Source organism: Mycoplana dimorpha (assembly GCF_003046475.1).
Lineage (GTDB): Bacteria > Pseudomonadota > Alphaproteobacteria > Rhizobiales > Rhizobiaceae > Mycoplana > Mycoplana dimorpha.
Map to the genome: position 1 here is coordinate 594,124 of NZ_PZZZ01000002.1, position 12,483 is coordinate 606,606.

16 protein-coding genes are annotated in these 12,483 nt (G+C 63.5%); 15 read left to right on the forward strand and 1 reads right to left on the reverse strand.

The genetic code is table 11. The features are described 5' to 3' along the window. Positions 1-6: 6 nt before the first annotated feature. Positions 7-882 carry a flagellar motor stator protein MotA gene (gene motA / locus C7449_RS06440; protein ID WP_108001938.1) on the reverse strand — a complete coding sequence of 292 codons (876 nt, stop codon included), beginning with the start codon at positions 880-882 and terminating at the stop codon, positions 7-9. A 184-nt stretch (positions 883-1,066) separates the two neighbouring features. On the opposite strand from motA, the gene C7449_RS06445 reads away from it, so the two are divergent. The 15 genes from C7449_RS06445 (at position 1,067) to C7449_RS06515 (ending at position 12,368) form a co-directional block, all read left to right on the forward strand. Further along, positions 1,067-1,846, forward strand: coding sequence for a DUF1217 domain-containing protein (locus C7449_RS06445; protein WP_108001939.1), 780 nt, complete (start codon positions 1,067-1,069; stop codon positions 1,844-1,846). Beyond that, positions 1,846-2,571 (forward strand): flagellar basal-body rod protein FlgF, encoded by a 726-nt coding sequence (flgF, locus tag C7449_RS06450; RefSeq protein WP_108001940.1) that lies wholly within the window; start codon positions 1,846-1,848, stop codon positions 2,569-2,571. Before C7449_RS06445 ends, flgF begins: the two co-directional genes overlap by 1 nt. A 6-nt stretch (positions 2,572-2,577) precedes the next feature. Beyond that, a complete protein-coding gene (gene fliI / locus C7449_RS06455; protein ID WP_108002088.1) occupies positions 2,578-3,999 on the forward strand; it encodes a flagellar protein export ATPase FliI in 1,422 nt (473 codons plus the stop codon). Positions 4,000-4,001: 2 nt separating this feature from the next. Beyond that, complete coding sequence (locus tag C7449_RS06460; RefSeq protein WP_108001941.1) at positions 4,002-4,556, forward strand: flagellar protein; 555 nt, start codon at positions 4,002-4,004, stop codon at positions 4,554-4,556. Between the two features lie 178 nt (positions 4,557-4,734). Then, positions 4,735-5,115 carry a flagellar basal body rod protein FlgB gene (gene flgB, locus C7449_RS06465; protein ID WP_108002089.1) on the forward strand — a complete coding sequence of 127 codons (381 nt, stop codon included), beginning with the start codon at positions 4,735-4,737 and terminating at the stop codon, positions 5,113-5,115. A gap of 2 nt (positions 5,116-5,117) precedes the next feature. Continuing rightward, on the forward strand, positions 5,118-5,537 hold the full coding sequence (gene flgC, locus C7449_RS06470) for a flagellar basal body rod protein FlgC (protein WP_108001942.1): 420 nt from the start codon (positions 5,118-5,120) through the stop codon (positions 5,535-5,537). Continuing rightward, positions 5,534-5,875, forward strand: a complete 342-nt coding sequence (locus tag C7449_RS06475; RefSeq protein WP_108001943.1) for a flagellar hook-basal body complex protein FliE — start codon at positions 5,534-5,536, stop codon at positions 5,873-5,875. Before flgC ends, C7449_RS06475 begins: the two co-directional genes overlap by 4 nt. A gap of 10 nt (positions 5,876-5,885) precedes the next feature. Continuing rightward, positions 5,886-6,668 (forward strand): flagellar basal-body rod protein FlgG, encoded by a 783-nt coding sequence (gene flgG / locus C7449_RS06480; protein ID WP_108001944.1) that lies wholly within the window; start codon positions 5,886-5,888, stop codon positions 6,666-6,668. Between the two features lie 21 nt (positions 6,669-6,689). Continuing rightward, the gene (flgA, locus tag C7449_RS06485; RefSeq protein WP_108001945.1) at positions 6,690-7,208 is read left to right on the forward strand and encodes a flagellar basal body P-ring formation chaperone FlgA; all 519 of its coding nucleotides are present in this window, start codon (positions 6,690-6,692) and stop codon (positions 7,206-7,208) included. Further along, positions 7,205-8,320 carry a flagellar basal body P-ring protein FlgI gene (locus C7449_RS06490; protein WP_108001946.1) on the forward strand — a complete coding sequence of 372 codons (1,116 nt, stop codon included), beginning with the start codon at positions 7,205-7,207 and terminating at the stop codon, positions 8,318-8,320. Before flgA ends, C7449_RS06490 begins: the two co-directional genes overlap by 4 nt. Further along, positions 8,317-8,859 (forward strand): MotE family protein, encoded by a 543-nt coding sequence (locus C7449_RS06495; protein WP_108001947.1) that lies wholly within the window; start codon positions 8,317-8,319, stop codon positions 8,857-8,859. Before C7449_RS06490 ends, C7449_RS06495 begins: the two co-directional genes overlap by 4 nt. Then, positions 8,856-9,566, forward strand: a complete 711-nt coding sequence (gene flgH, locus C7449_RS06500) for a flagellar basal body L-ring protein FlgH (protein WP_108001948.1) — start codon at positions 8,856-8,858, stop codon at positions 9,564-9,566. The genes C7449_RS06495 and flgH overlap by 4 nt, the downstream gene beginning before the upstream one ends. A 33-nt stretch (positions 9,567-9,599) precedes the next feature. Next, entirely contained in the window at positions 9,600-10,109 is a 510-nt protein-coding gene (locus tag C7449_RS06505; RefSeq protein ID WP_108001949.1) for a flagellar basal body-associated FliL family protein, read from the forward strand. Then, positions 10,106-10,846, forward strand: a complete 741-nt coding sequence (gene fliP, locus C7449_RS06510) for a flagellar type III secretion system pore protein FliP (RefSeq protein ID WP_108001950.1) — start codon at positions 10,106-10,108, stop codon at positions 10,844-10,846. The genes C7449_RS06505 and fliP overlap by 4 nt, the downstream gene beginning before the upstream one ends. Positions 10,847-11,177: 331 nt before the next feature. Next, positions 11,178-12,368 (forward strand): flagellin N-terminal helical domain-containing protein, encoded by a 1,191-nt coding sequence (locus C7449_RS06515; RefSeq protein WP_108001951.1) that lies wholly within the window; start codon positions 11,178-11,180, stop codon positions 12,366-12,368. Positions 12,369-12,483 lie beyond the last annotated feature (115 nt).

The following is a 12,483-nucleotide window of genomic DNA, read 5'->3' on the forward strand; positions in this document are numbered from 1 at the left end:
GCTCCCTTACGCCGCCCTTGCGTCGCCGCCGCCGGGGTTCATCATTTCCTGTTCGACCGCGTCGATCGACGGGCGCTCATAGGACGAAATGGTCTTGCGGCCGTATTCCAGAGCCACCTGCGGGACCGAACCGTTCATGTAGGCGAGCAGGGTCTGCTTGACGATGATGTAGAGCCGGTTCTGCTTGGCGCGGACCGACTTGATGGTGGTGGCGATCGGCGAGACGACCGAATAGGACAGAAACACCCCGAGCAGCGTCCCGACGAGCGCGGCGGCAATCTTGCCGCCCAGGATCTCGGGCGATTCGTTGATGGCGCCCATCGCCTTGACCACGCCGAGCACGGCGGCGACGATGCCGATCGCCGGCAAGGCGTCGGCAACCGTGTTCAAGGCTGCATAGGGCTTCATCTTGTCGCTGGTGATGGTCTGGATTTCCTCGTCCATCAGCGCCTCGATCTCGTGGGAGCGGGCATTGCCGATGATGATGAGGCGGACGTAGTCGCAGATGAAGGTGGTCAGTTCCTTGTTCTGCAGGACCGTCGGGGCCGACTGGAAGATCGTCGATTCTTCCGGATTGTCGATGTGGCTCTCGATCTCGTTGCGCGACTTCGTGCGCAGGTCGCGCATCAGGCTGTAGAGAACGCCAAGCGTGTCGAGATAATGGCGTTCCTTCGGCACCTTGTGCTTGAAGGCTTCGCCCAGCGCCTTGCCGGTGTCCTTCACCACTTTCATCGTGTTGGCGATGATGAAGCCGCCGAGGCCGGCGCCGCCGATGATCAGGAGTTCGAAGGGCTGGTTGAGCACCTCCAGGTGCCCGCCCATGGCCATATAGCCGCCTAGGACGCAGCCGAAGGTGACGATCAGACCGATGATGATGTTCATTGTAAGCCCACAAGCCTCGACAGAATTCCGACGGGTATCTGCATAGGGTTCCAGCCTTGTGTGAGGCTGTACCACGTACCTCCGTGAAATCGTCGCCAGTTACAGGTTCGCACAAGCAAGGGCCGGCAGGTTGGCGCCGCATGGGGCCCTGCGTCCCGACCAGCCAAAAGTGCGGACAGCGATCGTGACGACGACCTATACGAGCTACAGACTGATCACCGCCGACCTCGCGACCTCGCTCAAGCGGGTCGCCGAGCAGCCGGACGTGAAGCGTGAAAGCGCGTACTACCTGTCGAAGATCGGCTCGATCAAAACCATCGACGCATTCTTCGCCGACAGCCGTCTCTACAATTACGCGATGAAGGCGCACGGCCTGGAGGACATGGCCTATGCCAAGGCCTTCATGCGCAAGGTGCTGACGGAAGGCATCGACAGCGACGACGCCTTCGCCAACAAGCTCTCCGACAGCCGCTACAAGGACCTGGTGCAATCGTTGAATTTCGCCCGACATGGCGAGGCGGCGACCAGCTTCGACCGCGCCGGGCAGGGGGTCGTCGACAAGTACAATCGCCAGACGCTGGAAGTGAACGCCGGCGAGGAGAACACCGGGGTGCGGCTGGCGCTCTATTTCGAGCGGATGGCGTCTTCGATCACCAGCGGCTATTCGATCATCGCCGACGACGCGATTTCGCAAGTCGTCCGCACGGCGCTCCAGCTGCCCGCCGAATTCGTCGGCACCGACGTGGATCGCCAGGCCGCTTACTACGAGGATGTGCTGGACCTCGAGGATTTCCAGGATCCGGTCAAGGTCGGCAAGTTCCTCGAGCGCTTTACCGCGATGTGGGAACTCGACAACCCGTCCGGCTCCTACGATCCGTTGACGGTGTTCCGGTCGAGCAGCCTGACCGGAATTTCTACCGATCTGCTGATTTCCATCAACAACCTGAAACTTGGAGGCCGGTAATGGAAACTGGGCTTTATGTCTCGCTTTCGTCCCAGATCGCGCTCGACCGTCGGCTGACGACGCTTGCAGACAACGTCGCCAATGCCAATACCGTCGGGTTCCGGGCGACCGAGATCAAGTTCAACGACGTCGTCGCCAACAACGGCAAGGCCAAGATCGCCTTCGTGAACGAGGGCAACGAATATCTCTCGACCCGCAACGGCGGCATGACCGAGACCAACGGCATGCTCGACTTCGCGATCCGGGGTGAAGCCTGGTTCGCAGTCCAGACGCCCGCCGGACAGACGCTCACCAGGGATGGCCGTTTTACGCTGACGGAGAACGGCGACCTCGTGACGCTCAACGGCTATCCGGTCCTGGACGCCGGCGGCGCCCCGATCCAGATCGACGGCAATGCCGGACCGGTGAAGATCAGCGCCGATGGCCAGCTGAACCAGAACGGCCAGCCTATTGCGGCCCTCGGCCTGTTCGAGGCGGACCTGTCGGCCGGCTTCGTCCGGGCCGGCAACAGCGGCATCATTCCGACGCTGGCTCCGGAGCCGGTCGTGGATCGGATGGATGTCGGCGTCGCCCAGGGCTTCGTCGAGGAATCGAACGTCAACCCGATCTCGGAGATGACGCAGCTCATCACCGTCACCCGCGCCTTCGAAAGCATCAACTCGCTGCTGCAGCAAAGCGAGTCCTCGATCGACAACGCCATCAAGACGCTCGGCGGCAGCCGGTAAGACATGATGAGCACTGCGGGGAACGAGAAGAACGATCAGCCGGCGGCCGGCGACGGCGCCCGCAAGCTGAATGCGCTTGCGGGTCTCGTGCAGCGCTATTCCGATCCCGAGTTCTCGGTCGCCCATGGCGGCCACGTGCAGACGATCGCGGCCGGTAACTACACGGTCAGCGGGTTGTCGCGGCATGTACGGCTCGGAGAGTTCGTCGCCCACCGCAGCCCCACCGGCATCCATCTTGGCGAGGTCGTGCGCGTCGAGCCGGATACCGTCGTCGTCTGCCCGATCGAGCCGGGCGAGCCGATCGGCATTCATGATACCGTCATCCGCAAGGGGGCCTTCCGGATAGCGCCGACGGCGGGATGGTGCGGCCGCACCATCAACGCGCTTGGCGAGCCGATCGACGGGCGCGGGTCCCTGGCGCAGGGCGACGTGCGTCGGTCGATCTCCAATACCGCGCCGCCGTCGATGACCCGCCGGCGCGTCGAGACCGGTTTTACCACCGGCGTCCGCGCCATCGACATCTTCGCGCCGCTCTGCCTCGGCCAGCGTCTCGGCATCTTCGCCGGCTCCGGCGTCGGCAAGTCGACCCTGCTGTCGATGCTGGCGCGCGCGGACGCCTTCGACAAGGTGGTGATCGCGCTGGTCGGCGAACGAGGCCGCGAGGTGCGTGAATTCATCGAGGACACGCTCGGCGACAACCTCTCGAAGTCGGTCGCGGTCGTCGCCACCAGTGACGAAAGCCCGATGCTGCGCAAGATGGCGCCGCTCACGGCCGTCACGATCGCCGAGCATTTCCGCGATCAGGGCGACAACGTGCTTTTGATCGTCGACAGCGTCACCCGCTTTGCCCACGCGATCCGCGAGGTGGCGACCGCCTCCGGCGAGCCGCCGGTGGCGCGTGGCTATCCGGCCTCGGTCTTCACGGAGCTGCCGCGCCTCTTGGAGCGTGCCGGCCCGGGAGAGGAGGGGACGGGCACGATCACCGCGATCATCTCGATCCTCGTCGACGGCGACAACCACAACGACCCGATCGCCGATTCGACCCGCGGCATCCTCGACGGCCATATCGTGCTGGAGCGCAGCCTCGCCGACGAGGGCCGATATCCGCCGATCAATCCGCTGTCGTCGATTTCGCGACTGGCCCGCAAGGCCTGGACGCCGGATCAGGAGAAACTGGTGGCGCGGCTGAAGGCGCTGATCCACCGCTACGAAGAGACCCGCGACCTGCGCCTGATCGGCGGCTACCGCCCCGGCAGCGACGCCGACCTCGACATGGCGATCAGGCAGGTACCGGTCATCTACGACGTGCTGCGCCAGACGCCGGCCGACGGTGTGGCGGTCGATTCGTTTGCCGACCTGGCTCTGGCGCTGCGCAACGCGCCGGCGAACCAGCCGGGCGGTGTTCCTAATGCGAGGGCAAGAGGTTGAGCATGACCGATTATGATGCGGACAAGGTGGTGCCGGCGTTGAGGCGGCGGGACGGCGATCAACGCAACCTGAGCGACCGTGTGCTGACCGTCGCCGGCGTGACACTGGCGGCAGGCGCCGCCTTCTTCCCCTGGTACGTCTTCCTGCATCCGCAGGATTTCTCCGTTCCGCTCTGGAAGGGTGACAGGCGCGACCTCCCCGATTCCCCCGCCCGCGATGTGATGAGCGTTTCGCCGTCGGCCATGATCGATGACGACCAGGACTCGCCGGAGCGTGGAATCGATCCGATCAGGACGGCGACCGTGCCGAACCTCGGCAATGAGAACAAGACCGGCGCGACGCCGGAGGGCGCGCGTGACCAACCGCTTCCCCCGGCCGCCAGCTTCCGGCTGATGCATGTCGCCAACGGCCGGGCCCTGATCGAGGACGCGACGGGCATGTACATTGTTCGCGTCGGCTCCATCCTGCCGGACAACAGCCGGCTGGCGACGCTCGAGCAGCGCGACGGTGAATGGGTGATCGTGACCTCCACCGGCGACGTCTACAAGCGAAACTGATTCGCCTGATCGCACCGTCCTGCAGTCGACAGCCGCCGGAGAGAAACCCGGCGGCTTTCGCGTTGAAGAGCCTCGATTTTGAGGCAAATCGGCCGAAATGCGAGGAACGCTAGGCCGGCAAGTCCCACGCAAGATTGACGCCATAGGTTCCGGTCGAACAAGGATGGAGCTTGTCGTCATGCAACCAATTCAATTCTTCGAACTGGCTTCCAGACAGGCCGAATGGCTCTCGGTGCGCCAGTCAGTGGTTGCCGGCAACATCGCCAACGCCAACACGCCCGGCTATCTGGCCAAGGACGTGACGCCCTTCCAGTCGGTGCTCGAGAACACCGGCATCCGGATGGCCGCCACCAATCCCGCGCATTTCACCGAAGCGCGCCTCAGCAGCGAGATCACCGATGTCGAGCCGAACGAGGATGTGGGCGTGCAGATCTCCGGGAATTCGGTCGGTCTGGCCGAGGAACTGATGAAGCAGGGGCAGGTCAAGCGTGAGTTCGAGCTCAACGCGGGCCTCGTCAAGGCGTTTCATCGCATGATGCTGATGACTGTCAGGAAATAACAATGGATCCGCTTGTCGCTTCAATGAAGGTCGCCGCCTCCGGTCTGGAGGCGCAGTCCACCCGCATCCGCATCGTTTCGGAAAACCTGGCCAACGCCCGCTCGACGGGCGATGCCCCCGGCGCCGACCCCTATCGCCGCAAGACCATCACCTTCGTTTCCGAGCTCGACCGCACCAGCGGTGCCGCGCTGGTCGAGGTCGATCGCCTTGCCGAGGACGAGAGCGATTTTTCGGCCGAATTCGACCCGGGCAATCCGGCGGCTGACGAAAAGGGCATGGTCAAGATCCCGAACGTCAACGTGCTGGTCGAAATGGCCGACATGCGGGAGGCGAACCGCTCCTACGAGGCCAACCTGCAAAGCATCAAGCAGTCGCGCGACCTGATCAGCGCGACCATCGACCTTCTGAGGGCATCGCAATGATTGAACAGGTCCGGAGCGTATCCTCGCTCTTTACGACATCGGGTCCGGCCGGCGCCACGATGGAAACCTCCATCGCCGGCAGCGCGGCACAGACGGCAATGCAGCCGGCGGCGCAGCCGCCGATGAGCTTCGCCGCGGTTCTGGGCGACGTGGCGACCGATGCGGTCAACGCGATGAAGCTGAGTGAAACGAAATCCTTCGAGGCGATCCAGGGCAAGGCGAGCACGCGCGAAGTCGTCGACGCGGTGATGAACGCCGAGCAGGCGCTGCAGACGGCGATCTCGATCCGCGACAAGGTCGTGACCGCCTATCTCGAAGTCGCCCGCATGCAGATCTGAGGACCGTGCCATGAAAGCTCTTGCCATCGCCGCAACCGGCATGAACGCGCAGCAGACCAATCTCGAGGTCATCGCCAACAACATCGCCAACATCAACACCACCGGCTACAAGCGGGCGCGGGCCGAATTCTCCGACCTGCTCTACCAGACCGAGCGGGCCCAGGGTGTGCCGAACCGCGCCAACACGGCGATCGTGCCGGAAGGCGCCATCATCGGCCTCGGCGTCAAGACCGCCGCGGTGCGCAACCTGCATCTGCAGGGCGGCCTGACGCAGACCGGCAACTCTTTCGACATCGCGCTGGTCGGGCGCGGATGGTTCCAGATCGAGGCGCCGGACGGCACGATCCTCTACACGCGCTCGGGCGCCTTCAACACCAATGCCGACGGCCAGCTCGTCACGCTCGACGGTTACGCGGTCGCTCCGGGGATCACCGTGCCGGCCGATGCGACCGACATCACGATCAACCGGTCGGGCCAGGTCTTCGCCACCGTCGGCGGCCAGCAGCAGGACCTTGGCCAGATCACGCTGGCGACCTTCGTCAACGAGGCCGGCCTGGAGCCGCTCGGCGAGAACCTCTTCCGTGAGACCGAAGCCTCGGGGGCTGCAACCGTCGGCGCGCCGGACGAGAACGGCATCGCCTACATGCAGCAGAACTATCTCGAGGCCTCCAACGTCGATCCGGTGAAGGAGATCACCGACCTGATCTCGGCCCAGCGCGCCTATGAGATGAACTCCAAGATCATCCAGGCGGCGGACGAGATGGCGGCCGTTGTGAGCAAGAACCTCCGATAATCTGAAGCAGACGAGGGAAACATGATGTTTCGCCTGAAACAGACGAGCGCAGGGAAGAAAACGAACGGAAGGGCGAGAACGTTCGCCGCGTTCCTCGCCCTGACGTTTGCAGGCGTCGCGGTCGGACTGGACGCAGCTCCTGCCGTTGCCCAGGTGCGCTATGCGGTCGTGCCGAAGCGAACCATCTATCCCGGCGAGCAGCTCGACCCGACGCAGCTCGAAGAGGTGGAGGTCACCAATCCCAACATCGCCCCGGGCTTCGCCGAGGAGATCAATGCCGTCAGCGGACTGGTCACGAAGAAGACGCTGCTGGCCGGGCGGATCATTCTCGTCTCGGCACTGCGAGAGCCCTTTGCGGTGGCGCGCGGCAAGACCGTCCGGCTCGTCTTCCAGAACGGCCCCCTGACAATCTCTGCGTCCGGCATGCCGCTCGAAGACGCCGGCGTCGGCGACCTCATCAAGGTCCGCAACATGGATTCGGGCGTCATCGTCTCGGGAACCGTGATGGGCGACCATACAGTGCACGTGGTGGCAAAATGATCAGACCGCTCCTGTCGCGCCTCTTGGGCGTCGTCGTCGGGCTCGCTCTTACGGTTGCGCCGGCCCATTCGGCCGCGCGCATCAAGGACGTCGCATCCCTGCAGGCGGGACGCGACAACCAGCTGATCGGCTACGGTCTCGTCGTCGGACTGCAGGGAACCGGCGACAGCCTGCGCTCCTCGCCCTTCACCGAACAATCCCTGCAATCGATGTTGCAGAATCTCGGCATCAACACCGAGGGCGAGCGGTCGCGCGCGCGCAACGTCGCAGCCGTGCTCGTCACGGCGACGCTGCCGCCATTCGCCAGCCCCGGAAGCCGCATCGACGTGACGGTCGGGTCCCTGGGTGACGCGACGTCGCTGCGCGGCGGGTCGCTGGTGATGACCTCGCTTTCCGGCGCCGACGGGCTGATCTATGCGGTCGCGCAGGGGTCTGTCGTCGTGACCGGCTTCAACGCGCAAGGCGATGCCGCGTCGATCCAGCAGGGTGTCACCACCGCAGGCCGCGTTCCGAACGGCGCAATCATCGAGCGCGAACTGCCGGCCCGTTTCAAGGACAGCGGCGACCTGGTGCTGCAGCTGCGAAACCCGGACTTCTCCACCGCGGTTGGAATGGCCGATGCGATCAACCGCTTCGCCGCGGCCCGGTTTGGCGGCCCGATCGCCGACGCCCGCGATTCGCAGGCGGTGTACGTTTCGAAGCCGAAGCGTGCCGACCTGGCCCGACTGATGGCGGATATCGAAAACCTGGTGATCGAGACCGACGTGCCCGCGCGTGTCGTCATCAATGAGCGCACCGGCACGATCGTGATCGGTCAGGATGTGCGGATCTCTCAGGTGGCGGTCAGCTATGGCACGCTGACGGTCCAGGTGACGGAGATGCCCCAGGTGGTGCAGCCGGAGCCATTCTCCCGTGGCGTGACGGCGGTGGAACCGAACACCGACATCGTCGCCCAGCAGGAGGGCGGCACCGTCGCTATCCTGAACGGCCCGAATCTCCGCACCCTCGTCTCTGGGCTCAACAGCATCGGCGTGAAACCCGACGGGATCATCTCGATCCTGCAGGGGATCAAGTCCGCCGGCGCGCTTCAGGCAGAACTGGTGCTGCAATGACGATCAGGCAAAAACGGCTTTCCCTTTTCCGCAAGCTGCGCCCGGTGCTGCTGCCGGCGGCGGCCGCACTCATGCTCGCCATTCCCGGCGCGCTTGCCGAGGAGCGCCCGGTGATCGTCACCAGCAAGGCGACGGCAGACGAGATCCGCGAGTTCTGCACCAACATCTCCGACAAGGCGCGTGACCAGCGCTACCTGCTGCAGAAGCAGGAGCTGGAAAGCCTGCAGAAGGATGTCGACGGCCGCATCGCAATGCTCGAGAAGCGGCGGGCGGAATACGAGGACTGGCTGAAGCGGCGCAACGATTTCCTTAAGGTCGCCGAGGCCGGCCTGATCGAGATCTACAAGAAAATGAAGCCCGACGCGGCCGCAGCCCAGCTGCAGAAGATCAATCCCGAGATCGCCTCGGCGATCGTCATGAAACTCAATCCGCGCATGTCCAGCCTGATACTCAGCGAAATGCAGCCCGACAAGGCCGCCTTGCTCGCCAGCATCATCGCCAGCGCCGCCGACCCGAACACCTCGAAGGACCCGTCATGAAGAAGCTCGCACTCGCCATGATGGCAACTTCGCTGCTGTCTGGCTGCGCCAACCAGGCCGTCAGGGAAATCGGCCGGGCGCCATCGATGAGCCCGATCGGCAGCGGCCTGCAATACGCGCAGACGCCGCAGATGGCTTTGTATCCAAAGCAGCCGGACAACCGCATGGCCGGCTATTCGATCTGGAGTGATGCGCAGGCGAACCTCTTCAGGGACTTGCGCGCGATCAACGTCGGCGACGTGTTGACCGTCAAGATCCGCCTGAACGATGAGGCCGCCTTCGACAACAAGACCAACCGCAGCCGGGTAAACAAGAGCGGCATGAACTTCGGCATCAGCGGGCAGACGCAAGACGCCAGTATCGACACCAAGGGAGACCTCAACTACGGCTCCTCGACCAGCACCAAGGGCGATGGCAAGACCGAGCGCTCGGAGCGCTTGAGCCTTATGGTCGCAGCCGTCGTCACCGGCGTGCTCGAGAACGGCAACCTCTTGATCAGCGGTTCGCAGGAGGTACGGGTCAACCACGAACTCCGCATCCTCAATGTCGCCGGCATCGTGCGGCCGCAGGATGTGGATTCGAACAACCGGATCTCCTACGAGAAGATTGCCGAGGCGCGCATCTCTTACGGCGGCCGCGGCCGCTTGACCGAGGTGCAGCAGCCGCCATGGGGTCAGCAGGTCGTGGACCTCTTCTCGCCGATCTGACCGGCGTCTACGAATCAGGAGCGGAACACGGACATGGCGGACGTAGACCAGGGCGGCGAGGCACCGAAGAAGGCCTCGCCCATCGTCACCATCGCGATCGTCGCGGGCCTCAGCGTCGTCGCCGCTGGCGGCGGCTGGTTCGTCGGCAACATGCTGGCGCCGGCCCCTGCCGAAGCCGAGGCGACGGCCGTCGCGCCGGAAGGCGAACAGGCCGGCAAGACGGGTAAGGACGGCGAAATCCCGCGCCTTGCAACCGAAGAGAACGGCATCATCGCGCTGGAGCCCTTCACCAGCAATCTCGCCTATCCGGCCGACAACCTCGTGCGCATGGAAGTGGCGCTCGCCTTTAAGGGCGCGCCGGACCCGGTGCTCGCCGAGGCGATCCACCAGGACATCATGGCCTACATGCGCACGGTGTCATTGCAGCAGATCCAAGGGCCGCGCGGCTTCCAATATCTCCGGGACGACCTGAAGGAGCGGGTTGACCTTCGCTCTGAAGGCCGCGTAACGAACATCATGTTCCGGACCTTTGTGATCGAATGATTCGATTTCTGACGACGACCTTCGTTGCCCTGCTGGCGATGACCACCATTGCATTTGCGCAGCAGACGCCGGCGCAGCTTCTCAACACGCCGATCGACGGCTCCGTCGCCTCCTGGATCATCCGCACCTTCGGGCTCTTGACCGTCCTCTCGGTAGCGCCGGGCATCCTGATCATGGTGACGAGCTTCCCGCGTTTCGTGATCGCCTTTGCGATCCTGCGCTCCGGCATGGGGCTGGCGACGACGCCGTCGAACATGATCCTCGTCAGCCTTGCGCTGTTCATGACCTTCTACGTGATGGCGCCGACCTTCGACCGTGCCTGGGAGAGCGGTGTCCAGCCGTTGCTCGCCAACCAGATCGACGAGACGGAGGCGGCCAAGCGCGTCGCCGAGCCGTTCCGCGCCTTCATGACCGCCAACACCCGCGACAAGGACCTGCAGCTCTTTGTCTCGCTCGCCGAGGAGCGCGGGCAGACGGTGGTCGAGGACGACAAGGTCGACCTGCGCGCCGTCATCCCGGCCTTCATGATTTCGGAGATCCGCCGCGGCTTCGAAATCGGCTTCCTGGTCGTTCTGCCCTTCCTCGTCATCGACCTGATCGTCGCCACCATCACCATGGCGATGGGCATGATGATGCTGCCGCCGACGACGATCTCGCTGCCCTTCAAGATCTTGTTCTTCGTGCTGATCGACGGCTGGAACCTGCTGGTCGGCAGCCTGGTGCGCTCGTTCAGCTGATTTTTCGTGTCATCCGGTCGCCGTTTTCGCTCCTCCGGCACGCCCACTGGCCATGCAGGAGGCGTTGACTCTTGATCGTGGTTAATTTGCTTGGTTTATACTTTGTTGCACGGAGCATTCCATTAACTATGGCCCTGCTCGGCTCGAAATCTGCCTGCCACCATTAAGAACCTGGCAAGAATCCGAACCTAGTTTCGGTCGCACACGACAGGTTTGGTTTCCGAAATGTTATCTCAGGAGCCAAGTGGCATGAGGCCGATCTGTAGTAGCCGGTAGTATTAAGAAGTCCGGTATGTCCCACCAGTAGTATTCCGTAATAAGGGACAGTAACATGACCAGCATCCTGACCAACGCCAACGCCATGGCAGCGCTTTCGACGCTGCGCTCCATCTCCTCCAACATGGAAGACACGCAGAGCCGTATTTCGTCCGGTCTGCGCGTCGGTCAAGCCGCCGACAACGCCGCCTACTGGTCGATCGCCACGACCATGCGTTCGGACAACATGGCGCTTTCCGCCGTGCAGGACGCCCTCGGTCTCGGCGCCGCGAAGGTCGACACCGCCTATGCCGGTATGGAATCGGCCATTGAAGTCGTCAAGGAAATCAAGGCCAAGCTCGTTGCCGCCACCGAAGACGGCGTCGATAAGTCCAAGATCCAGGAAGAGATCAACCAGCTGAAGGATCAGCTGACCTCGATCGCCTCGGCCGCTTCGTTCTCGGGCGAAAACTGGCTGCAGTCCGACCTGAGCGTTTCGACCACCAAGTCCGTCGTGGCCTCCTTCGTTCGCGACGACCAGGGCAACGTCTCCGTCAAGAAGGTCAACTACGCGCTGAACGGCGGCAACGTGCTGTTCGACACCTCGGGCGGCAACCTGGGCATTCTCGACAAGACCTACAATGTCTCCCAGAAGAGCGTCACCGTATCGGTCAACACCGATGGCGTTTCCTCCGAGCACACCGTTGCTGCTTACTCGGTCGACGACCTGATTGCACAGAACGCCACCTTCACGACCAACACGGTCGGTGGCAAGACGACCCAGCTCGCTGACGTCGGTGGTGCCTACTACGTCAAGATCGACGACAACAACTGGGTCGCAGCTGTCGACGTCACGGGCACCGGCCAGGAAGCGGTTCACGACGAAGGCGGCACCTACTACGGTATCGATACCAGCGCTGCCCCGGCCACCAACGTGTCCGCTCCGAGCTCGATCAAGGACATCAATATCGTCGGCATGAACCCTGCTCAGCTCGACGCCCTGATCTCCGGCGTTGACGCGGCCCTTACCGACATGACGAGCGCTGCTGCCGACCTTGGTTCGATCGGCATGCGTATCGACATGCAGGAAGAGTTCGTCAAGAAGCTGAGCGAATCGATCGACAAGGGTATCGGTCGCCTCGTCGACGCCGACATGAACGAAGAGTCCACCCGCCTCAAGGCTCTGCAGACGCAGCAGCAGCTGGCCATCCAGGCTCTGTCGATCGCCAACTCCGACTCGCAGAACGTTCTGTCGCTCTTCCGTTAATCGGACGGCACATTCGTGGCATGACGGCAAACGAGCCGCACCCGGAAACGGGTGCGGCTTCATCATTCTTTAAGCATCTTCTGGCACGCGCGCGCACACGCGAAAGGTGCAAAAT

Coding starts and splice junctions, on each gene's coding strand:
- C7449_RS06505 (WP_108001949.1), top strand. CDS start 9,600: ATGGCGGACGTAGACCAGGGCGGCGAGGCACCGAAGAAGGCCTCGCCC.
- C7449_RS06460 (WP_108001941.1), top strand. CDS start 4,002: ATGACCGATTATGATGCGGACAAGGTGGTGCCGGCGTTGAGGCGGCGG.
- flgA (WP_108001945.1), top strand. CDS start 6,690: ATGATGTTTCGCCTGAAACAGACGAGCGCAGGGAAGAAAACGAACGGA.
- fliP (WP_108001950.1), top strand. CDS start 10,106: ATGATTCGATTTCTGACGACGACCTTCGTTGCCCTGCTGGCGATGACC.
- C7449_RS06495 (WP_108001947.1), top strand. CDS start 8,317: ATGACGATCAGGCAAAAACGGCTTTCCCTTTTCCGCAAGCTGCGCCCG.
- C7449_RS06475 (WP_108001943.1), top strand. CDS start 5,534: ATGATTGAACAGGTCCGGAGCGTATCCTCGCTCTTTACGACATCGGGT.
- C7449_RS06490 (WP_108001946.1), top strand. CDS start 7,205: ATGATCAGACCGCTCCTGTCGCGCCTCTTGGGCGTCGTCGTCGGGCTC.
- motA (WP_108001938.1), bottom strand. CDS start 882: ATGAACATCATCATCGGTCTGATCGTCACCTTCGGCTGCGTCCTAGGC.
- C7449_RS06515 (WP_108001951.1), top strand. CDS start 11,178: ATGACCAGCATCCTGACCAACGCCAACGCCATGGCAGCGCTTTCGACG.
- flgC (WP_108001942.1), top strand. CDS start 5,118: ATGGATCCGCTTGTCGCTTCAATGAAGGTCGCCGCCTCCGGTCTGGAG.
- flgH (WP_108001948.1), top strand. CDS start 8,856: ATGAAGAAGCTCGCACTCGCCATGATGGCAACTTCGCTGCTGTCTGGC.
- flgF (WP_108001940.1), top strand. CDS start 1,846: ATGGAAACTGGGCTTTATGTCTCGCTTTCGTCCCAGATCGCGCTCGAC.
- fliI (WP_108002088.1), top strand. CDS start 2,578: ATGAGCACTGCGGGGAACGAGAAGAACGATCAGCCGGCGGCCGGCGAC.
- flgG (WP_108001944.1), top strand. CDS start 5,886: ATGAAAGCTCTTGCCATCGCCGCAACCGGCATGAACGCGCAGCAGACC.
- flgB (WP_108002089.1), top strand. CDS start 4,735: ATGCAACCAATTCAATTCTTCGAACTGGCTTCCAGACAGGCCGAATGG.